18 protein-coding genes are annotated in these 20,250 nt (G+C 66.6%); 6 read left to right on the top strand and 12 right to left on the bottom strand.

Translation table 11 applies throughout. The features are described 5' to 3' along the window. Positions 1-81: 81 nt before the first annotated feature. Positions 82-1,434, bottom strand: a complete 1,353-nt coding sequence (locus Q0743_RS28525) for an Nramp family divalent metal transporter (RefSeq protein WP_298244792.1) — start codon at positions 1,432-1,434, stop codon at positions 82-84. 165 nt (positions 1,435-1,599) lie between these two features. Between Q0743_RS28525 and Q0743_RS28520 the strand changes: the two genes are divergently transcribed. Then, on the top strand, positions 1,600-2,844 hold the full coding sequence (locus Q0743_RS28520; protein ID WP_298244791.1) for an MFS transporter: 1,245 nt from the start codon (positions 1,600-1,602) through the stop codon (positions 2,842-2,844). Positions 2,845-3,046: 202 nt separating this feature from the next. Here Q0743_RS28520 and Q0743_RS28515 read toward each other — a convergent pair whose 3' ends face one another. Then, positions 3,047-4,306, bottom strand: coding sequence for an adenylate/guanylate cyclase domain-containing protein (locus tag Q0743_RS28515; RefSeq protein ID WP_298244790.1), 1,260 nt, complete (start codon positions 4,304-4,306; stop codon positions 3,047-3,049). Positions 4,307-4,471: 165 nt separating this feature from the next. Here Q0743_RS28515 and Q0743_RS28510 point away from each other — a divergent pair, with 165 nt between their 5' ends. After that, entirely contained in the window at positions 4,472-5,629 is a 1,158-nt protein-coding gene (locus Q0743_RS28510) for an MFS transporter (protein ID WP_298244789.1), read from the top strand. Between the two features lie 47 nt (positions 5,630-5,676). Beyond that, positions 5,677-5,868, top strand: a complete 192-nt coding sequence (locus Q0743_RS28505; protein ID WP_298244788.1) for a hypothetical protein — start codon at positions 5,677-5,679, stop codon at positions 5,866-5,868. A gap of 8 nt (positions 5,869-5,876) precedes the next feature. Here the strand turns inward: Q0743_RS28505 and Q0743_RS28500 are convergent, their stop codons facing one another. Continuing rightward, on the bottom strand, positions 5,877-6,701 hold the full coding sequence (locus tag Q0743_RS28500) for an N-acyl homoserine lactonase family protein (protein ID WP_298244787.1): 825 nt from the start codon (positions 6,699-6,701) through the stop codon (positions 5,877-5,879). Positions 6,702-6,773: 72 nt separating this feature from the next. Continuing rightward, the gene (dmeF, locus tag Q0743_RS28495) at positions 6,774-7,742 is read right to left on the bottom strand and encodes a CDF family Co(II)/Ni(II) efflux transporter DmeF (RefSeq protein WP_298244786.1); all 969 of its coding nucleotides are present in this window, start codon (positions 7,740-7,742) and stop codon (positions 6,774-6,776) included. A 199-nt stretch (positions 7,743-7,941) separates the two neighbouring features. Between dmeF and Q0743_RS28490 the strand changes: the two genes are divergently transcribed. The 3 genes from Q0743_RS28490 (at position 7,942) to Q0743_RS28480 (ending at position 10,913) form a co-directional block, all read left to right on the top strand. Continuing rightward, the gene (locus Q0743_RS28490) at positions 7,942-8,760 is read left to right on the top strand and encodes a chromate resistance protein ChrB domain-containing protein (protein WP_298244785.1); all 819 of its coding nucleotides are present in this window, start codon (positions 7,942-7,944) and stop codon (positions 8,758-8,760) included. Next, positions 8,760-10,145, top strand: coding sequence for a chromate efflux transporter (chrA, locus tag Q0743_RS28485; RefSeq protein ID WP_298244784.1), 1,386 nt, complete (start codon positions 8,760-8,762; stop codon positions 10,143-10,145). The genes Q0743_RS28490 and chrA overlap by 1 nt, the downstream gene beginning before the upstream one ends. A gap of 300 nt (positions 10,146-10,445) precedes the next feature. Continuing rightward, on the top strand, positions 10,446-10,913 hold the full coding sequence (locus tag Q0743_RS28480; RefSeq protein WP_298244783.1) for a hypothetical protein: 468 nt from the start codon (positions 10,446-10,448) through the stop codon (positions 10,911-10,913). A gap of 861 nt (positions 10,914-11,774) precedes the next feature. Here the strand turns inward: Q0743_RS28480 and Q0743_RS28475 are convergent. The 8 genes from Q0743_RS28475 to lepB all read right to left on the bottom strand — a co-directional run bounded on the left by Q0743_RS28475 (position 11,775) and on the right by lepB (position 20,242). Next, positions 11,775-13,319 (bottom strand): GMC family oxidoreductase, encoded by a 1,545-nt coding sequence (locus Q0743_RS28475; RefSeq protein WP_298244782.1) that lies wholly within the window; start codon positions 13,317-13,319, stop codon positions 11,775-11,777. A gap of 440 nt (positions 13,320-13,759) precedes the next feature. Continuing rightward, entirely contained in the window at positions 13,760-16,018 is a 2,259-nt protein-coding gene (parC, locus tag Q0743_RS28470) for a DNA topoisomerase IV subunit A (protein WP_298244781.1), read from the bottom strand. A 60-nt stretch (positions 16,019-16,078) separates the two neighbouring features. Next, positions 16,079-16,354, bottom strand: a complete 276-nt coding sequence (locus Q0743_RS28465; RefSeq protein WP_298244780.1) for a hypothetical protein — start codon at positions 16,352-16,354, stop codon at positions 16,079-16,081. A 100-nt stretch (positions 16,355-16,454) separates the two neighbouring features. Beyond that, positions 16,455-17,207, bottom strand: a complete 753-nt coding sequence (gene recO, locus Q0743_RS28460; protein WP_298244779.1) for a DNA repair protein RecO — start codon at positions 17,205-17,207, stop codon at positions 16,455-16,457. 135 nt (positions 17,208-17,342) lie between these two features. Further along, a complete protein-coding gene (locus Q0743_RS28455) occupies positions 17,343-17,723 on the bottom strand; it encodes a hypothetical protein (RefSeq protein ID WP_298244778.1) in 381 nt (126 codons plus the stop codon). Between the two features lie 20 nt (positions 17,724-17,743). Continuing rightward, complete coding sequence (gene era, locus Q0743_RS28450) at positions 17,744-18,670, bottom strand: GTPase Era (protein WP_298244777.1); 927 nt, start codon at positions 18,668-18,670, stop codon at positions 17,744-17,746. Beyond that, entirely contained in the window at positions 18,660-19,481 is an 822-nt protein-coding gene (gene rnc / locus Q0743_RS28445) for a ribonuclease III (RefSeq protein ID WP_298244776.1), read from the bottom strand. The genes era and rnc overlap by 11 nt, the downstream gene beginning before the upstream one ends. Continuing rightward, positions 19,478-20,242, bottom strand: a complete 765-nt coding sequence (gene lepB / locus Q0743_RS28440; protein ID WP_298244775.1) for a signal peptidase I — start codon at positions 20,240-20,242, stop codon at positions 19,478-19,480. The genes rnc and lepB overlap by 4 nt, the downstream gene beginning before the upstream one ends. Positions 20,243-20,250: the final 8 nt, after the last annotated feature.

Raw genomic sequence — 20,250 nt, 5'->3', positions numbered from 1 at the left:
CGAAACGGGTACGGCCGGCGCGCGCCAGGGAGCAGTTCGCCGCAGTGCCCTCCGCACGAAACGTGCGGGCAGTCCCTGCACTCATCCAAACAACGTGTCGAACAACAGCTTCAGGTTCAGGACCACGATCACGCCTGCGACGATCCACGCGATCGCCGCGACGTAGGAGGGAATCGCGAACTTGCCCATCTTGCGGCGGTCGGAGACGAAGCGGACCAGCGGGATGACGGCGAAGGGCAGCTGCATTGACAGCACGACCTGGCTGAATACCAGCAGATCGGCCGTGCCGCGCTCGCCATAGATCGCGGTGACCACGATCACCGGAATGATCGCGATGCCGCGCGTGAGCAAACGGCGCGCCCAGCTCGGCAGGCGCAGATCGAGAAAGCCCTCCATCACGATCTGGCCGGCGAGCGTCGCCGTCACCGTCGAGTTCAGGCCGGAGGCGAGCAGCGCCACCGCGAACAATGTCGAGGCGATGCCGAGGCCGAGCAGCGGCGACAGCAGCTCGAACGCCTGCCCGATCTCGGCGACATCCGAATGCCCGCTCTTGTGGAAGGTCGCAGCCGCCACGACGAGGATCGCGGCATTGATGAACAGCGCCAGCATCAGGGCGATGGTGGAGTCCGTCGTCGCCCATTTGATCGCCTCGCGGCGGCCTTCGTCGTTGCGCTCATAGGCGCGCGTCTGCACGATCGAGGAGTGCAGGTAGAGATTATGCGGCATCACGGTCGCGCCGATGATGCCGATCGCGATGTAGAGCATCTCGGGGTTGGTGAAGATCTCGCTCTTCGGCATGAAGCCGCGCAGCACCTCCGCGACCGGCGGCGCGGCGGCCGCGATCTGGACGGCGAAGCAAACCGCGATCACCACCAGCAGCGCGATGACGAAGGCCTCGAGGAAGCGGAAGCCGCGGTTCATCAGGAGCAGCAGCAGGAAGGCATCGAGGGCTGCGAGCAGCGCGCCGCCGATCAGCGGAATGCCGAACAGGAGTTTGAGCGCGATCGCCGTGCCGATCACCTCGGCGAGATCGCAGGCGATGATCGCCGCCTCGCAGGCCAGCCAGAGCAGGAAGTTGACCGCCGGCGAATAGGTGGCGCGGCAGGCCTGCGCGAGATCGCGGTCGGTGACGATGCCGAGCCGCGCCGCCAGCGACTGCAGCAGGATCGCCATCAAATTCGAGAGCAGGATGACGGAGAGCAGCGTGTAGCCGAATTTCGATCCGCCGGCGAGATCGGTCGCCCAATTGCCGGGGTCCATATAGCCGACCGAGACGAGATAGCCCGGACCGACGAAGGCGAGCAGCCGCCGCCACCAGCGGCCCGCGGCCGGAATGGCGATCGTGGAATTGACCTCGGCGAGGCTCTTGGTGGCGGGCGCATCCGCGCGCCAGCCGGCAGCGTCGGGCGTCAAGTGGGGAGATCGGGCATCCATGAGCCCAGAATACCCGACTTCGTTCTTATTGCAACTCATTTGCAACTGCATCTGGCCGCATTGGTTCCCTCCCGGCCGCTGTTCGCCCCCTGTCGGAAACCGGGTGGGTTTGGCGGGCCCTGGCACCGGATACTCGCGCCAATCCGACTTCGCAGGAAATGAGCCATGTCAAACCCGCCTCGCCTCCCCACCACCTTTGGCCGCCTCGCCTGGTCCAACCTCGCGGCGCAGTCGGCCGAGCAGATCGCTTTGGCCGCCGCCCCCATCGTCGCCGTGCTCACGCTCGGCGTGGCGGAAGGCCAGACCGGCCTATTGCAGACCGCGCTGACCCTGCCCTTCGTGCTCTTCGCGATTCCGGCCGGCCTGCTCGCCGACCGTATCTCGCGTCGCTCGCTGATGGCGGGGGCCGAGGCGCTGCGGGCCGCGGCGCTTGCAACCATCGTGCTGCTGCTGGGGCTCGGCGCGCTCAACCTGCCGCTGCTGGCATTGCTCGGCTTCGCTGCCGTGTGCGGCACCGTGGTCTACAGCGTGGCCGCACCGGCGCTGGTGCCCTCGCTGGTCAGCGCGGAGCTGCTGCCGGCGGCGAATGCCCGCATCGAGCTTGCGCGCACCATCGCCTTTGCCAGCGGGCCTGCGCTCGGCGGCACGCTGGTGGGCTGGTTGGGCGCGAGCCCGGCCTTCGGCTTTGCCGCGGCGCTCTCGGCGATTGCGGTGGTGCTGCTCTCCGGCATCTTCGAGCCCGCGCGCGCGCCGGCGCCGCGCCGCCATCCGTGGCAGGAGATCCGCGAGGGCGCGGCCTTCGTGTTTCACCATCCGCTGCTGCGGCCGGTGTTCATCACCCAGTTCATCTTCAACACCGGCTGGTTCCTGCAGATCGCCGTGTTCGTGCCCTATGCCGTGCGCCATCTCGGCCTGACCGCCGCGGGCGTCGGCACGGTGCTGACGATGTACGGCGTCGGCATGGTGATCGGCGCGCTGCTGGCCACGCGCGTGATGCAGCGCATCGCCTTCGGCACCGTGGTCGGCCTCGGCCCGGTCACCGGCTTCGTCGCCGCGGTCGTGATGGCGCTGACCGTGCTGGTGCCCTCACCCTGGCTCGCGGTCCTCAGCTTCTTCCTGCTCGGCGTCGGACCGATCCTGTGGGTGATCTCGACCACGACGTTGCGCCAGTCCGTGACGCCGCCGCGCCTTCTGGGGCGTGTCTCCGCCATCAACATCATGAGCTACGGCGCCCGCCCGCTCGGCTCGGCTCTGGGGGCGATCGTCGGCGGGCTCTGGAGCGCGGAAGCCTGCCTCTATCTCGCCGCCGCCGTGTTCGGCGCGCAGGCCCTGGTGATCTGGCTGTCGCCGGCCGTGGCGCTCGACCGGCAGCCGGTGATGGTGGGGGATGAGGTCGCGGCGCGGTGCTAGCCGCGCTTGCAGGTCGAGCAACGACTTCCGCCGTCGTCCCCGCGAACGCGGGGACCCCAGCGCGAGCGCTTTGCGCTCGTCGCGATAACCCCAGGGAGAAGTTGGACGAAGGCTCGCCGTTACACATGTCCGCTGGGACTGGCACCGTCCGCATTCGATAGATCACGCGGTATGGGTCCCCGCGTTCGCGGGGACGACGAACCTAATTCGCCAGATACCGCTCGTAGCTTCCCGTCACCGGCTCGCTGGCATCGACATCAGGATCGAGCGTGTAGAGATCCTGCGCGCGGCCGATGCCGCGTAGCGCGTAGCGGCCGGTGGAGACGAGATAGCGCCGGCCGGCCGCATCCAGGCCCTTGTAGAATTCGGAGGACGCCAGGAGTTCGCGGTCGACCGAGCGGCTCATCGAGGCGATGCGGCTGACCTCGTTGACGGTCGGGCCGACCACCGTGAAGTCGAGCCGGTCCTCGCTGCCGATATTGCCGTAAAAGACCTCGCCGACATGCAGGCCGATATAGGCCGAGGTGGTCGGGCGGCCGTCGGCCTCTCGCCGCTTGTTCAGCGCCGCAACGTTCTTGCGGAACAGATGCTCGGCGCGGAGCGCAGCGCGCCGCGCATCCGACATGTCTTCGCCCCAGAACATCGCGAGCACGCCGTCGCCGATCAGCTTGAGCACGTCGCCGCCGGCATCGTGGATCGCGTCGATCACGGCCTGCGCATAGTCGTTGAGGAACGGGATGATCTCGTCGGGGCCGATGCTCTCGCTGATCCCTGTCGAGCCGCGCAGATCCGAGTACCAGAGCACGGCGTTGATGCGCTCGGTGACGCCGCGCGAGATCCGTCCGCGCAGCACCTGCTCGGAGGCGTCGCGGCCGAGATAGACGCGCCCGAGCGTGCGCGCGATGTCGACCTGCTGCGCCGATTTGATCGCGAGCCCCAGCACCGGCACGAGATCGCGCAGCGAATCCAGCTCGGCTTCGCTGAAGCCGCTGTCGCGCCGCGTGGTCCAGCAGGAGTAAAGACAGTCCATCAGACCGAGCGCGCCGTTCTCGCCGAAGCGGTGCACGAAGGCGAGATAATGCTTGTGGCCCTTCTCGGCGAGCTCGCCGATCTGCGAGAAGTCCATCGACGGCGCGTCGGCGAGATCGATCACCATCTCGTCCTCGCCATTCTCGAGCATGTGGAAGAACACCGAGCGGCGCCAGCTCTTGGCGGCGTCGCCGTCGGCGGTCGAGCCGTATTCGAACGCGTCGCTCTCGTTGCTGGGCCGGTCGCTCCAGCGGAAGCCGCGACCCTCATAGATCGGATGCAGCGTGTCGATGACGACGAGGCCGCGCGACAGCTCCAGCCCCTCGGCGCAGCAGCGCTCGCAGAAGCCGCGGAGCAGTTCGTTTTCGGGCAGGCCCGTGAGCCCCTGGCCGGTGAGCCAGTTCATCAGCGCAAGGCGCGAGGTCAATTGCATGCGCCATTATGGCGTGCATTCGTGACGAGCGGAAGGCCATGCGCAGCGCCGCGCGACAAAGGCTCCCGTCTACGGCAGGTCGAATATGCCGCAGGCGCTGTTGACGCGCTCACGCCGCAAGCTGCAAATGGAACCGATGACACTGCCGACCAGAAATACAGCGATATGAGCCAGCGCCAGCTTCCGATCATCCTGGCGCTCGGCACCACGCAGACCCTGGCCTGGGCGTCCAGCTATTATCTGCCGGCGCTGCTCGCCGATCCCATGGCACGCGACCTCGGCGTCTCCTCCAACTGGATTTTCGGCGCGTTCTCGGCCTCGCTGGTGATCTCGGCGATGCTCGGCCCGCGGATCGGGCGGCAGATCGATCTCGTCGGCGGACGGCAGGTGCTGTCGGCCTCGAACCTGACCATCGCCGCCGGGCTCGCGCTCCTTGGGCTCTCGCAGTCCGTTGCGGTGATGGTGTTCGCCTGGCTCGTGCTCGGCATCGGCATGGCGATGGGGCTTTACGACGCCGCCTTCGCCGCTCTGGGGCGCATCTATGGCACCGAGGCGCGCCGGCCCATCACCGGCATCACGCTGATGGCGGGCTTTGCCTCCACCGTCGGCTGGCCGCTCACGGCCTGGGGGCTGTCGCATATCGGCTGGCGCGAGACCTGCTTTGCCTGGGCGGCGGCCAACATCCTGATCGGCCTGCCGCTCAACTTCTTCATGCTGCCGGCGATCAAGGGCGCCAGCCACGCGGCGGCCACGACCGAGAAGCCGCATCTGCCGCTCGATCGCACCATGCTTCTGCTGGCCTTCATCTTCGCGGCGGTCTGGACCGTGACCGGCGCCATGGCCGCGCATTTCCCACGCATCCTGGAGACGACGGGGGCAACGCCGGCCGAGGCGATCGCGGCCGGCGCCCTGATCGGCCCGGCGCAGGTCGGTGCCCGCATGCTGGAGGCCGGCTTCCTCAGCCGCTTCCATCCGCTGTGGTCGACCCGGCTTGCCTGCCTCACCCACCCGATCGGCGCGGTCGTCGTGGCGATCTTCGGCAGCGCCGCGGCGAGCGCGTTCGCGCTGTTCCACGGCTCGGGCAACGGCATCCTGACGATTGCGCGCGGCACGCTGCCGCTGTCGATCTTCGGGCCGAAGGATTTCGGCTACCGTCTCGGCATCATCGGCGCCCCCGCACGCATGGCGCAGGCCGTGGCGCCGCTGGCCTTCGGGCTGCTCATCGACCTCATGGGCGCCAAGGTGCTGATTGTTTCCTCTGCGCTCAGCCTCTCGGCGCTGGCGGCGCTGTTCCTGATCCGCACCAGGCCGCGGCCGGATTGACCGGACCAAGAATTGACTGGGTCAAGGCTTTCGCGCACAAGCGGCCCATGAACGAAGAACCTCGCCCGCCCCGCACATTCCAAGGCCTGCTGCGCTGGGCGACCACGCCGCCACAGGCCTGGGGCGTCTATCTGCTCGCCGTCCTCCTGGTCTGGCTGGTCTCGTTCTATGCCGGCTCGCTGAAGCCGAAGAAGACGCCGGAGGCGAGCCCGCCCACCGTGACGGCGCCGAAAAGCTGATTGAAGCGTCAGTCGTAGAACTCCGGCGCCAGCTTCTGGCTGTCGCGCTGGGCCTTGTCGTGGTTGATCCAGAGCTGCGCCTTTTCCTTGGCGAGCGTGTCCGCGATCTTCTGCATCGAGGCCGCGGTCTGGTCCTTGTCGACGTTCATGCCGGGGACGCGGCGATTGTCCCAATTGTCTTTGAAGTGCACGGCATCGCCCGACAGCACCACCGCGCCCGTCTTGGGCAGCTTCACCAGCAGCGACTGGTGCCCGGGCGTGTGGCCGGGCGTCGACAGGATGGTCACGCTGCCGTCGCCGAACACGTCCTTGTCGCCGCTGAGCAGCTCCACGGGGTGCGACGGCTTGAAGCGCGGCGTGTTGTTGGCGCCGGGCCAGTCATATTCAGCCTTCTGCACGTAGAGCATCGACTGCGGGAACAGCTCGACATTGCCGGTATGGTCCGGATGGGTGTGCGAGACCGCCATGGCCTTGACGTCGTCGGGATTGACGCCGAGCTGCTCGAGCTGGGCGGCCAGCGTCTTCGGGCGCCGCCAGGTCACGGCCTTGGGATCGGCGGGCACCAGACCGTTCGGCATGGCGGCGACGGAATCGGCGATGCCGGTGTCCCACAGGAACCAGCCTTTGGCGTGCTTGATCAGATAGCAGGTGTCGACGAAGTCCATCGTCTTGCCTTCGTTCAGCCCGGGCGTCCAGCGCGAGATGTCGCCCGCGGTGCCCTCCCCGCAATTGAGCACGTAGAGCTTCTCGACGCCGGTCGATTGCGCCGATGCCGCGGCGCCTGACAGCGCCAGTGCGACGACGGCGAGAGCGAGCTCGGTCCTGCGCATCATGATTCCTCCCTTGCGGCCGTGCGCGCCGCGACCGAAGTTCAACCCCGGCCGCGCGACGGAATTCCGGTCATGTCAATGCGGACAAGTCTCGACCTCCACCGTGACATGGCTGAGGCCCTTCAACCCCGCGAGCCGCCGCTTGTAGACCGCCGGCGGCTTCGGCTTGTCCGACACCACCGACAGCAGCACGGCACAATGGCCGGGGCCGACCTGCCACAGATGCAGGTCGGTGACGCGGTCGTCACCGGCCTCCATGCGCGAGCGGATCACCCGCTCCAGCTTCTCGTCGGTGCGCACGTCGAGCAGCACCGCGCCCGATGACTTGACGAGGCCGAAGGCCCAGCTCGCGATCACGACGCTGCCGATCAGCCCGACCGCCGGATCGGCCCAGACCCATCCCGAAAACATGGCGACCGCCAGCGCGGCGATCGCCAGCACCGAGGTCGCGGCGTCGGTCATGACATGGACATAGGCCGCGCGCAGGTTGTTGTCGTGGTGACGGTGGCGATGGCCGTGGTGATCGTGGTCATGATCGTCGTGATCATCATGCGCGTGGCCGTGTGCGTGGCCGTGATGATGATCATGGCTGTCGCGCAGCAGCCACGCGCTGGCGAGATTGACGCCGAGGCCGAGCGCGGCCACCGCCATGGCCTCGCCATAGACGATCGGCACCGGATTGATCAGCCGCAGCACGCTCTCATAGGCGATCTCGAGCGCGATCAATCCCAAGATGATCGCGCTGGCAAAGGCGGCGAGATCGCCGAACTTGCCGGTGCCGAAGGTGAAATGCGCATTGCCCAGATGCCGGCGGGCGAAGCGGTAGGCAAAGGCGGCGATGCCGAGCGCAGCCGCATGCGTGCCCATGTGCCAGCCGTCGGCGAGCAGCGCCATCGAGCCGAACAGCGAGCCGGCCACGATCTCGCCGACCATCATGACCAGCGTCAGCACGACGACGAGCCAGGTGCGCCGCTCGTTCTCGTCGTGCTTCTCGCCCAGGAAGGCGTGGTCGTGAGTCCATTGCTCGATGGAATGCGAATGCATCGAATTCTCCAGGAGATTCAGGTCTGTTGAGGTTCATTATAGACCGGCGGGCAGCACTTTTCGAAGGTTCGATCGTCCCCCGGATTGACAGTGCTTCTTAGTTTCGATGTAATCCGGCCATGGGGATTTGAGCGATCTCCCCACGAGGCGACATGCCCAAGTATCGCGTCCCGTTCGGTTTTTGCGAGGACGCAACAACATGTCTACTTTCACGACCATTTCATCCGATAAGCTGGCGCGCCTGATCGGCACGGCCAATGCTCCTGTCCTGATCGACGTCCGCACCGAGGAGGATTTTGCCGCCGACCGGCGGCTGATTCCCGGCTCGATCAAGCTCAGCCACGAGACCGTCGCGGAATGGGGCGGTGCGTTTGCCGGCCGTGCGGCCATCGTCTCCTGCCTGCGCGGCGCCAAGCTGGCGCAGGGCACCGCCGCCTGGCTGAGGCAGCTCGGCGCGGAGGCCGAAACCCTGGAGGACGGCTTTGAGGGCTGGAAGGCGGCCAAGCTGCCGCTGGTCGACGCCCGCAAGCTGCCGCCGCGCGATGCCAAGGGACGCACGGTCTGGGTGACGCGGGCGCGGCCGAAGGTCGATCGTATCGCCTGCCCCTGGCTGATCCGCCGCTTTGTCGACCCCAACGCGGTGTTCCTGTTCGTGGCGCCGTCCGAGGTGGTCGCCGTGGGCGAGCGCTTCAATGCCGCGCCCTTCGACATCGAGAACGTGTTCTGGAGCCACCGCGGCGAGCTCTGCACCTTCGACGTCATGATCGAGGAGTTCGGCATCGCCACCCCGGCCCTGCTCCGGCTCGCGGCGCTGGTGCGCGGCGCCGACACCGCGCGGCCCGATCTCGCGCCGGAGGCCCCGGGCCTGCTCGCGGCCTCGCTCGGGCTGTCGCGCATGTATGACGACGACCTCGAGCAGCTCGAGGCCGGCATGACGCTGTACGATGCCTTCTACCGCTGGTGCCGCGATGCGACGGCCGAGACCCACAATTGGCCGACCAACAAGGTGAAGGCGTAATGGACACCCGTAACCCTCAAGCAGGAGCTGATGCCGGGCACGGCATCAGCTTCAACGAAGCCTTTCGCGTCTGGCTTCGCGTCGCCTGCCTGAGCTTCGGCGGGCCCGCGGGCCAGATCGCGGTGATGCACCGCATCCTGGTCGAGGAGAAGAAGTGGATCTCCGAAGGCCGTTTCCTGCATGCGCTGAACTATTGCATGCTGTTGCCGGGCCCGGAGGCGCAGCAGCTCGCGACCTATGTCGGCTGGCTGATGCACCGCACTACCGGCGGGCTGATGGCGGGCGGGCTGTTCATCCTGCCCGGCATCATCGCGATCATGGGCCTCAGCATCATCTACGCGGCCTACGGTAACGTCAGCTCCGTCGAGGCGCTGTTCTTCGGCCTCAAGGCCGCCGTCCTCGCCATCGTCGTCGAGGCCGTGGTGCGCGTGGGCAAGCGCGCGCTGAAGAACCGCATCATGATCGCGCTCGCAGGCATCGCCTTCGTCGCGATCTTCTTCTTCGCGGTCCCCTTCCCGATCATCATCATCGCGGCTGGCCTGATCGGCTATGCCGGCGCGCGCAGCGGCCGGCCGGAGTTTGCGCCGGCCGGTCACGGCCATGGCGGCGGCGGCGCCGCGATCGACAGCATGCTCGGCGACGCCGTGCCCGATCACATCCGCCCCGACACCGCCCGCGCGATCCGCGTCGCTGCCCTGTGGCTGGCGCTCTGGCTGGTGCCGGTGGCCGCGCTGTTGCTCGTGCTCGGGCAAGGCAACGTCTTCAGCCAAATCGCGCTGTTCTTCTCGAAGATGTCGCTGGTCACCTTCGGCGGCGCCTATGCCGTGCTGGCCTACGTCGCCCAGCAGGCGGTCGAGCATTATCACTGGCTGAAGCCGCACGAGATGCTCGACGGCCTCGGCATGGCCGAGACCACGCCCGGCCCGCTGATCATGGTGCTGCAGTTCGTCGGCTTCATGGCGGCCTATCGCGACCCGGCCGGGCTGTCGCCGATGCTGGCCGCGACGCTCGGCGGCCTGCTCGCAACCTGGGTCACCTTCACGCCCTGCTTCCTCTGGATCTTCGTCGGCGCGCCCTATATCGAGCGCCTGCGCGGCAACACGGGCCTTGCCGGCGCGCTCGGCGCGATCACTGCGGCCGTGGTCGGCGTCATCCTCAACCTCTCGATCTGGTTCGCGCTGCACACGCTGTTCCGCGAGACCGTGCCGGTGCATGCGTTCCCGCTGAACTTCGACAGGCCGGTGCTGAGCAGCGTCGATATCCCCGCGCTGGTGCTGGCGATCGCGGCGGCGACTGCGATCTTCCGCTTCAAGCTGGGGATGCTGACGGTGCTGGCGGGCAGCTGCGCGGCGGGCGTGGCGCTGCGGCTGGCGGGGGTGATTTGAGGCTTGCCCTCATGCGGTCGTGGTATCCGATTTGCAGCGCGTAGCACGTAGGGCGGATTAGCCGCAGGCGTAATCCGCCATCTTCGTTCCGCCGATATTCGGCGGATTACGCTTCGCTAATCCGCCCTACGATCTTCGGATGGGTGGAACCCTTGCGAAACCCATCCTAGGACTGTGTAAGGGCATCACCGAAATTAACCCTGTCGGCAAATGATCCGCCGGGACGCGGCTGCCTGCCGACAAGTTGCCTCATTGGAGCGGAGAATTTTCAGCAGCGCTAACGTCGATTGGAGGCGCATTATGCTGAGAATGGCGTTGTTGGGCCTGCTGATCCTGCTGAGTGTAGGAATGCTGTCGGCCATGGAGCTGAGAACTCCGCCGCGTCGCGTGGTCGTGACCGCCGCGCCGCCAGCCGAACAAGCCATCGGCCCTTCTGCGTCATATGACGCGCTGCCGAAGGCTGATCGCCTCGATATCGCCGCCGCGAGCAGCGAGACGCCGACGCAGGCGCCTGCGGTTGAAGACCGTGCCGCTCCCCCGCAGGACATCCATATTGGTTCGCCGGAGCCGAAGCCGATTGCCCGTCATCGGCGCGAGCCGAGGAAGCTCGCGACCGCGAGACGTTCCAAGCCGAAGCCAAAGGCGATCGCCGTCAAGCAGGCCGCCAATCTCCAGCGCTCAAAGGCCGCCGCCAATCCCGAGTCCTGCCGGCTGAAGGCGTTTGGTGGCTTGCTCAAGGCACTGAACATGACCGGCTGCGAAATCTGAGGACGCTTCCGGGCGCGACCCGCGTCGTCCGCTGCCCGTCGGGCAAAACAGCCCGGTCAGTTTGCGCTGCCCGCCTGTCAAGCCCCGCTCCACAAAAATATTCCACTTTACCGAAATTCGGATTTGTCGTACACACTGACCACCCTGGCCCGAGACGAGGGGCGGATCGCGATCGTCACGAACCGCGGGCTGGGCAGCGATGGACGCGACGGCGTCGGGCGCGATGGCATTGCAGGGCGGGCAACCGTGAGCAATGGCTCTCGCGCATACGACACGGCGCCGACAGCGTCTTCGCATGGCTTCGGGGGCGAGCACACGCCACCCCCCGGAGTTCCAGCGAGGATGTGCGCGGACGGAGAAGTCGTGTGGTCCCGACGCCCGGGGTTCTGGCGCCAAGTCTTGCGGTGATGAGCGACCCGACCGGGTGCGCGCATCGATCATCCACAAGACGACGGGGGCAATAGTGCAACGCTCCCCGAGGAGAGCACGAAGGACACCGTTAAAACCATTCGCGCAGGGAAGGCCGGGCGACCGGCACACCTGTGGTCCACCCCGTGTGCATTTCTATCGCGCACGGATCTCGGGTGCCAGCCGGCGCCCGGCCTTCCCTGCGCCCTTGTCTCTGAGGGCGCGGCACATGAAGCAAGACTCGGGCGAGGAGCGTCGCGAGAACGCCAGCGTGCGTCTGCTGTTTGAAGGTGCGAATGGAGAGCGATGGCCCCGCCCTTGGCTCCGTCATTGCGAGGAGCCCTTGCGACGAAGCAATCCAGACTGCATCCGCGGAGGAATTCTGGATTGCTTCGCTGCGCTCGCAATGACGCGGAGGCAGCAGCGGCCACCGCGATGACCGTGGTTGTAGCCCTACCGCATCATCATCCGCGCGATCGCCTCGCCGATCACCACCGTCGTGAAATGCGTGTTGGCGCGGCAATCGGACGGCATGATCGAGGCGTCGGCGATGCGCAAGGCCCCGATACCCTTCACCGTGCCGTCGGGGTTGACCACGCCATTGGGATCGCCAACGCCGCTCATGCGGCAACTGCCGGCGGCGTGCTGGATGTCGCCGGTCTCCCGGCGGAGCACCGCGTCGAGCTCGTGATCCGGCAGGCTGGCGGCCTGCGGCAGCGTCAGATCCGTGTCGGCGAGCCGGATCCAGTCGGCGATGCCGGAGAGCGCCGGCTGGGACGTGATCACCGCGAGCCGCCTCACTGCGTCGATCATGCGCAGCATGTCGCGGGGATCGGCCAGCATGTTCTCCTCGACGACAGGATCGATCGACGGGTCCGTCGAGGCCAGCTTGAGCGTGCCGCGCGAGTACGCGTTGAACAGCCCGGCGCCGATCGCGCCAGGCATGCCGATGCCGCGATGATTGAAGGCGATCAGGATCATGTCGCGCTTGCCGCCGTCGGCAAGGCCCGAGGAATAGGTCACGCAGCAATTGGTGTGGCGGGTGTCGGGATCGGTCGGCCGCAGCTTTTCGTGAAGCTGGATCGTGGCGCGAAACAGCGGGTGATCGAAATAGTGGCGGCCGACCGGCAGATCGCGCGCGACCGCGATCCCCATCGCCTTCAGCTCCTCGGCCGGGCCGACGCCCGAGCGCAGCAGAATCGCCGGACTGTGGATCGCGCCGGCGCAGAGCACGATCTGCCGTGCGCTGATCTCCTGAATGCCCTGCCCTTCGACGTGAACGCGGACGCCAGTGGCGCGGCCGTCGCTGATCAGGACGCGATCGACCAGCGCATGCCCGCGGATCTCCAGATTGGCGCGGCCGCGCGCCGGCTCGAGATAGCCCTCGTTGGTGCTGATGCGGCGCAAGTCGCGGCTGTTGATGGGATAGCAGGCGACGCCCTCGCCGTCGGCACCGTTGAGATCGGCGCACCAGGGATAGCCGCTCGCCAGCGCGGCATCGCGCAAGCCGCGATCGATCGGGCCCCATGTCTCCGGCGGTGCGCGATAGACCGGCAGCGGCCCGCCGCTGCCGTGGCCCTCGGCATCGCCGAACTCGAAATCATCCTCGATCACCGAGAACAGCGGCATCACCTCCCGGGACGACCAGCCGGTGCAGCCATGGGCGGCCCATTCGTCGAAGGCATCGGCGACGCCGCGGATTGCGATCTGGCCGTTCATCATCGAGGAACCGCCGAGCCCCTTGCCGCGCCAGTAGAAGCGCGGCTCCTGCCCGGCCACCCGGCGCGACAACAGCTCAGGCCACTGCCATTTCTCCTGGTACTCGCGCTTGTGGATGATCGGGATCGGGTTCGGCGTCCGCACCTCCCACGGTGCCTCGTCGGCGCGCCAGTCGCGGCCGGCTTCGAGCAACAGCACGCGCCGTGCGGGATCCTCGGACAGCCTTGCGGCCACGGCAGCGCCGGCGGAACCGCCGCCGACAACAATGACATCGTACATCGGGTTAAGTCTCGACATTCGGAAGGACCGGCATGTCGGACGATATCAGAGCGCGCCCACTTCCGGTATGCGAATTGGAGGCGATGCTGTCGCATCCCGTCATTGCGAGCGCAGCGAAGCAATCCAGGACTGCTGCCGCGGAAAGATTCTGGATTGCTTCGCGGAGCCTGTCATCGGGCCGCGCTTGGCGCGGACCCGGTGGCTCGCAATGACGGCGGAGAGATAGGTGCACAATCACAAACGCTGGTGCCCCGGACGCTGCGCAGCGCTCTCCCGGCGATGCGAAGCATCGTCCGGACGCGGTGCGCTGCAGAGCCGGGGCCCATGCCTCGCGAGCCCAATTATCGCGAGCCCACGTCTCCGGGCAATCCGTGCGGCGTGCGTCCCGGCTCAGCGCAGCAGCGTTGCACGCTGCAGCGCGTCCGGGACACGGAACCGCTCTACCCGATCACCTTGCCGAACTTGTTCGACTTCGGGAAACCCTTCGGCGGCAGGCGGCCGGCATCGGCGCGGGTGCCTTGCCACTCGGTGAGCTCCTTCATGGTCGCGGAGAATTCGCGGCCCGCGGAGTCCTTCCAGGTCAGGCCGGCCTTGGCCTCGAACACGGCGATGTCCGACAGACCGCCGTCCTTGTATTTCTGCAGGCGCACGCCGCGGCCGCGGGCCATCTCCGGCACCTGGTCGAGCGGGAAGACCAGCATCTTGCGGTTGTCGCCGATGACCGCGACGGTATCACCGAGCACCTCGGTGATCGCGCGTGCCTCGTTCGGCATGTCGACGTTGAGGACCTGCTTGCCCTTCTTGGTGGTGCCGACGCAATCGTCCTCGTTGACGACGAAACCCTGGCCCTCGTGGCTGGCGACCAGGAATTTGCGGCCGCCCTTGTTGACGAACAGCGCGACGGGCGCGGCCTCCTGCTCGAGATCGATGAACAGGCGGATCGGCTCGCCATGTCCGCGGCCGCCCGGGAGCTTGGCGACATCGAGCGTGTAGAACTTGCCGTTGGTGGCGAACAGCAGGAGCTTCGAGGTCGTCTCGGCGAAGAACGCGAAGCCGAGCTTGTCGTCCTGCTTGAAGGCAAGCCCCGAGAGATCCTCGACGTGACCCTTCATGGTGCGGATCCAGCCCTTGTCGGAGACGACGACCGTCACCGGCTCGCGCTCGACGAGGGCTTCTTCCATCGCCGCGAGATCGTGCTCGGGCGCGTCGGCGAAGGTGGTGCGGCGCTTGCCGAGCGGCGTCTTCGGTCCGAACATGTCGCGGACCTTGCCGACCTGCTCAGCGACCTTCTTCCACTGCTCGGCTTCGGAGGCGAGCACGCCTTCGATGCCCTTCAGCTCCTTGCGCAGATCCCGGTCCTCGTTGCGGATCTCCATCTCCTCGAGCCGGCGCAGATTGCGCAGGCGCATGTTGAGGATGGCTTCCGCCTGGATCTCGGTGAGCTTGAAGGCCTTGATCAGGGCCGGCTTGGGCTCGTCCTCGGTGCGGATGATCTTGATCACCTTGTCGAGGTTCAGATAGGCGACCAGATGGCCGCCGAGCACTTCCAGCCGATGCTCGATCTGCGCCTTGCGGTAGTTGCTGCGGCGGATCAGGACGTCGCGCAGATGGTCGAGCCATTCGCGCAGGCACTCCGCGAGCCCCACCACCTTGGGCACGCGGCCCTTGATCAGCACGTTGAGGTTCAGCGGAATCTTGTTCTCGAGCTCGGTGAGGCGGAACAGCGATTCCATCATCAGGGCGGGATCGACGTTCTTCGACTTCGGCTCGATGACGATGCGGACGTCTTCGGCCGACTCGTCCCTGATGTCGCCCACCAGCGGCAGCTTTTTCTGGTCGAGCAGCTCGGCGACCTTCTCGATCAGCCGCGACTTCTGCACCAGGAAGGGAATCTCGGTGACGACGACGACCCAGGTGCCGCGGTTACCCTCTTCCTGTTCCCAGCGGGCGCGAACGCGGAAGGAGCCGCGGCCGGTGGTGTAGGCTTCGGCGATCGCCTGCTTGGAATCGACGCAGATGCCCCCGGTCGGGAAATCGGGCCCCTTGACCCATTTCATCAGCGCCTTCGACTTCGCGTCGGGCTTCTCGATCAGGTGCAGCGCGGCCTCGCACAGCTCGGCGGCGTTGTGCGGCGGGATCGAGGTCGCCATGCCGACGGCGATGCCCTGCGCGCCGTTGGCGAGCAGGTTCGGGAAGCCGCCGGGCAACACGACCGGCTCCTTCGACTGGCCGTCGTAATTGGCGCGGAATTCGACGCCGTCCTCGTCGATGCCCTCGAGCAGAAGCCGCGCGACGTCGGTCATGCGCGCTTCGGTGTAGCGGTAGGCGGCCGGGTTATCGCCGTCGATGTTGCCGAAATTGCCCTGGCCGTCGACCAGCGGATAGCGCGAGGAGAAGTCCTGCGCCAGGCGCACCATGGCGTCGTAGATGGCCTGGTCGCCATGCGGATGGAACGAGCCCATCACGTCGCCGACGATCTTGGCGGACTTCTTGAAGGCGGTGCCGGGGTCGAGCCTGAGCAGGCGCATGCCGTAGAGGATGCGGCGGTGAACGGGCTTCAGGCCGTCGCGCGCATCCGGCAGCGCGCGGTGCATGATGGTGGAGAGCGCATAGGCGAGGTAGCGCTCTTCCAGCGCTTCCTGCAGCCGGACCTCATGAATTTCGGCCGGTTCTTCCGGCGGAACGATTCGTTTTCCCATGCCGCCCGGTTAAACCGTGGAAGGGAATCGGGCAAGGATGGATTGGTTCCCTGTGGGCGGTTAGTGGCCCGCCCAGCCGGCTGTCACGGTCTGGGTCGTCGCCTGGGACGGTGCCGGCGCATTGGTCAGGCAACGCCGGGCGGCCTCGATCTCAGCCTCCGTCGCGCCCTTCGACCGCGCCCATGTCTCTGCGGCCGCAGCGGAATATTTGGCCACATAGTACCGAACGACGGTGCAGGATGCCCGGCGAAACACGCCGGGTTGCGGCTCACCGGCCATGGCATCAGGCGCAAACGCGAACAGCGCCGCGGACAAGGCGAATCCCCTGATCAACATTTAGGCTGTCCCCTTTGTGGAACCTCAAGGGCGAACTCGACCAGCCCGATTTCGTTCCGGGGAACCCCATGTGCTGAAGCAAGGCAGAATCCCGCCCCGCTCATGGCGCAGGGATCGCCGCTCTCGCCTGCTGCCGGGTCAGGGCGTTGATGAAGCCTGCCCGCGCGTCGGAATGGCCCTGTCCGCGCGGCTCCAGCACGTGGCGCAGCAGGAAAAGTCCCGTCAGCCGAAAGCCATCCTGCAGATCCTGATCCGTGAGCTCGCTGGCGGTTTCGCCATGACGCAGGAAAGGCGGCAGGCGCAGCAGCCGGTCGCGCCACGGCTCGCCCGCGCCGCGCGACACCGCACCGCCGGATTTCGGCGAGACATAGATCAGGTCGGTGGTTTCGCCGGTCACCGCGCAATTCTCCAGCGCCAGCCCGAAGCCGAGCTCGGCCAGCATCGCCAGCTCGAAATGGATGAGGTGGACGGCGGCGCTGCCGATGTCGTCGAAATCGTCCAGCGAATGTTCGAGCAGCGCGAAGATCTCCTCGTGCGGATCACGCTCAGGGAGCAGCCGGGCGATCGAGGCCAGATGGGTGACGCCGTAGACCCCGTGGGACGATCCCAGCAGCGTCGCCGCGCGCAGCTTCAGTCCCTCCACGGCATAAGTGCCGAGGTGCTCGTCGAGCCGCGCCCGCCACACCGCGCTGACGCTGTTCCCCGGCTGGAGCAGCGGCCGCAGCCGCGAGCTGGCGCCGCCACGGACGAGGCCGAGATGGCGACCATGCGCGCGCGTCAGGAGCTCGACGATGGCGCTGGATTCGCCATGCCGCCGCACGCCCAGCACGATGCCTTCGTCGGTCCATTCCATGTGGTGAAGTGTAGCGGATTCCAGCCGTAAATCGTAGGGCGGATTAGCCGAAGGCGTAATCCGCCAAAACTGCCGGTGCACGTCCAACTGGCGGATTACGCTTCGCTAATCCGCCCTACGCCACCGCGCAAAACCTCACGCGTTGAACCAGCCCTGCGCGTCGCCGCTGAAGGAGAAATACAGGCCCATCATGGTCAGCGCGCAGGACACGATCTCGATGGCGCTGTCGAGCTCCAGGCCCTTCTCGCCGATGATCTGGCCGAGCGATATCACCGACAGCACGAGGGCCGCCGCGAGCACCCAGCGCGGCCAGTTCTTGCGCCCATGCGCGGCGAGCCGAACGAAGTAGAGCAGCAGCAGGATCATGCCGCCGGCGAGCAGGGTCGCCGTCATGATCATCTGCTCGGTCATCTCGGCATTGGGCGTGCGGTCCTGCACCGCGACCGAAACGGCATCCAGCATCAACGATGCATAGAGCAGCGCTTCAAAGCGCCGGACATTGCTGGGCACGCTCATCGCAGACCGATCTGTTCTTGTTATTCCTTGGGGAAGTCGAGGCCCATCTCGCGATAGCGATCGGGATCGTCGCCCCAATTCTCGCGCACCTTGACGAACAGGAACAGATGCACCGGCACGTCCAGGATCTGCATCAGCTCCTTGCGCGAATCCGCGCCGATCGACTTGATGGTGGCGCCGCCCTTGCCGAGCACGATCTTGCGCTGGCTTTCGCGCTCCACGAAGATCGTCTGCTCGATGCGCACCGACTTGTCCTTGCGCTCCTCCCACTTGTCGGTCTCGACCGTGGACTGGTAGGGCAATTCCTGGTGCAGCTTCCGATAGATTTTCTCGCGCGTGATCTCGGCCGCCAGCTGCCGCATCGGCGCGTCCGACATCTGGTCTTCGGGGTAGAGATACGGCCCCGGCGGCACCATCTCGGCAAGCGTCTTGCGGATGTCGTCGACGCCGTCGCCCGAGATCGCGGAGATCATGAAGGTCCGCGCGAACTTCATGCGCTCGTTGGCGGCCTGCGCCAGCGCCAGCAGCTTCTCGCGCTGGACCAGGTCGACCTTGTTGATGACAAGGATCTTGTCGTGATTGACGCTGGCCGCCTTGGTCAGGATCGCCTCGGCCTCCTCGTCGATGCCCGTCTTGGCGTCGAGCAGCACGCAGACGAGATCGGCATCATGTGCTCCGCTCCAGGCGGTCGAGACCATGGCGCGGTCGAGCCGCCGCTTCGGCAGGAAGATGCCGGGCGTGTCGACCAGGATGATCTGCGCATTGTTCTCGATCACGATGCCGCGGATCAGCGCGCGCGTGGTCTGCACCTTGCGCGAGACGATCGTGACCTTGGCCCCGACCAGCGCGTTGACCAGCGTGGACTTGCCGACATTCGGCGCGCCGATCAGCGCAACGAAACCGCAGCGCGTCGCAGGTGGCGTCTCGCCGCTCGTTTCAGCCGTCATTGCCGCCGCCAACGCCTTCACGTTCGATCATTACCGAAGCTGCTACTTTCTCCGCCGCGCGCTTGCTGCCGCCGATGCCTTCGGCCGGTGCCAGCCCCGGCAGGTCGACGGCGACGCGGAATTGCGGGTCGTGGTGCGGGCCGGTGCGCTCGACCTCGCGGTAGACAGGCGTCGGCAGCCCCTTCCCCTGCGCCCATTCCTGCAGCACGGTCTTGGGATCGCGCAAGGGACGGCGCGGCTTGTGCATGCGCTCGGTCCAGTTGCGCTTGACGAACTCGGCCGCGGCCGCGTAGCCGCCGTCGAGGAAAACAGCGCCGATCACGGCCTCGCAGATGTCGCCGAGGATGGATTTGCGCAGGCGGGCATCGGCGCTGGAGCCGACCGAACCGAGCTTGATGTCGTCGAGCAGGCCGAGCGACTTGGCAACGTCGGCGCAGCTTTCCTTGCGCACGAGCTCGGCAAGACGCTTGGACAGCTCGCCCTCATCGGCATTCGGGAAGGCATGATAGAGCATGTCGGAGACGACGAGCCCGAGCACGTGGTCGCCGAGGAATTCCAGCCGCTGATAGCTGTCGCCGCGCTTGCGCCCGGACTTCAGCGCCGAGACATGCGTGATCGCCTGCATCAAGAGGTTCGCGTCGGCAAAGCTGTGGCCGATCCGCGCCTCGATCGCGGCGTTGGCGTCCGCCGCCTTGGCCTTGCTACTCCGGGCCCGCTTCTTCTTCGCAGGCGTCTTCGGTGCAGCTTCGCTCTCGGGAGCGGCTTGCGCCTCGATGGATTGGGTCGCGATGTCCTTGGCTTCGTCTTTCATCGGACGATTTTGAAGAACCGATTCCAGCGCACCGCCCACGGCCAGCGCCAGAACATCCAGGCATGCTCGCCTTCGGCGATGGAGAAGAAGATCATCTGGGCGCGGCCGATCAGATTCTCCCGCGGCACGTAGCCGACCTGGCCGAGGAAGCGGCTGTCGGTGGAATTGTCGCGATTGTCGCCCATCATGAAGAAATGACCAGCGGGCACGGTGTAGACGTTGGTGTTGTCCACGTAGCCGTTGTCGGCGCAGTCGAGCGTCTCATAGGACACGCCGTTCGGCAGCGTTTCCTTCCAGCGCTTCACCCGGGAGATGCCGCCGCCTTCCGAGCCGCAGGGCTCCTCGCCGACATATTCGCTCATCCGCTGCCGCTCGACGGGCGTGTCGTTGATGTAGAGCAGCCCGTCCCGCATCTGGATGCGGTCGCCGGGAAGACCGATCACGCGCTTGATGTAGTCGGTGGAATCGTCCTTCGGCAGGCGAAACACGACGATGTCGCCGCGTTGCGGGTCCGAGCCCCAGATCCGCCCGGAGAACAGCGGCGGCGAGAACGGTATCGAATAGTGGCTGTAGCCGTAGGAATATTTCGAGACGAACAGATAGTCACCGACCAGCAGCGTCGCCTTCATCGAGCCGGACGGGATGTTGAAGGGCTGGAACAGGAAGGTACGGATCACCAGCGCGATCAGGAGAGCGTGGATCACGACCCGGATCGTTTCGCCGACGCCGCTCTCAGTTTTCGTTCCCGAAGTCACGCTCATTGCTCTCT

This window comes from uncultured Bradyrhizobium sp. (assembly GCF_936943645.1).
GTDB lineage: Bacteria > Pseudomonadota > Alphaproteobacteria > Rhizobiales > Xanthobacteraceae > Bradyrhizobium.
This window is presented reverse-complemented; position numbering and strand designations above follow the sequence as displayed.

Excerpts from the sequence above, each read along its gene's own strand:
- Q0743_RS28525 (WP_298244792.1), bottom strand. The coding sequence starts at position 1,434 with ATGGATGCCCGATCTCCCCACTTGACGCCCGACGCTGCCGGCTGGCGC.
- Q0743_RS28520 (WP_298244791.1), top strand. The coding sequence starts at position 1,600 with ATGTCAAACCCGCCTCGCCTCCCCACCACCTTTGGCCGCCTCGCCTGG.
- Q0743_RS28515 (WP_298244790.1), bottom strand. The coding sequence starts at position 4,306 with ATGCAATTGACCTCGCGCCTTGCGCTGATGAACTGGCTCACCGGCCAG.
- Q0743_RS28510 (WP_298244789.1), top strand. The coding sequence starts at position 4,472 with ATGAGCCAGCGCCAGCTTCCGATCATCCTGGCGCTCGGCACCACGCAG.
- Q0743_RS28505 (WP_298244788.1), top strand. The coding sequence starts at position 5,677 with ATGAACGAAGAACCTCGCCCGCCCCGCACATTCCAAGGCCTGCTGCGC.
- Q0743_RS28500 (WP_298244787.1), bottom strand. The coding sequence starts at position 6,701 with ATGATGCGCAGGACCGAGCTCGCTCTCGCCGTCGTCGCACTGGCGCTG.
- dmeF (WP_298244786.1), bottom strand. The coding sequence starts at position 7,742 with ATGCATTCGCATTCCATCGAGCAATGGACTCACGACCACGCCTTCCTG.
- Q0743_RS28490 (WP_298244785.1), top strand. The coding sequence starts at position 7,942 with ATGTCTACTTTCACGACCATTTCATCCGATAAGCTGGCGCGCCTGATC.
- chrA (WP_298244784.1), top strand. The coding sequence starts at position 8,760 with ATGGACACCCGTAACCCTCAAGCAGGAGCTGATGCCGGGCACGGCATC.
- Q0743_RS28480 (WP_298244783.1), top strand. The coding sequence starts at position 10,446 with ATGCTGAGAATGGCGTTGTTGGGCCTGCTGATCCTGCTGAGTGTAGGA.
- Q0743_RS28475 (WP_298244782.1), bottom strand. The coding sequence starts at position 13,319 with ATGTACGATGTCATTGTTGTCGGCGGCGGTTCCGCCGGCGCTGCCGTG.
- parC (WP_298244781.1), bottom strand. The coding sequence starts at position 16,018 with ATGGGAAAACGAATCGTTCCGCCGGAAGAACCGGCCGAAATTCATGAG.
- Q0743_RS28465 (WP_298244780.1), bottom strand. The coding sequence starts at position 16,354 with ATGTTGATCAGGGGATTCGCCTTGTCCGCGGCGCTGTTCGCGTTTGCG.
- recO (WP_298244779.1), bottom strand. The coding sequence starts at position 17,207 with ATGGAATGGACCGACGAAGGCATCGTGCTGGGCGTGCGGCGGCATGGC.
- Q0743_RS28455 (WP_298244778.1), bottom strand. The coding sequence starts at position 17,723 with ATGAGCGTGCCCAGCAATGTCCGGCGCTTTGAAGCGCTGCTCTATGCA.
- era (WP_298244777.1), bottom strand. The coding sequence starts at position 18,670 with ATGACGGCTGAAACGAGCGGCGAGACGCCACCTGCGACGCGCTGCGGT.
- rnc (WP_298244776.1), bottom strand. The coding sequence starts at position 19,481 with ATGAAAGACGAAGCCAAGGACATCGCGACCCAATCCATCGAGGCGCAA.
- lepB (WP_298244775.1), bottom strand. The coding sequence starts at position 20,242 with ATGAGCGTGACTTCGGGAACGAAAACTGAGAGCGGCGTCGGCGAAACG.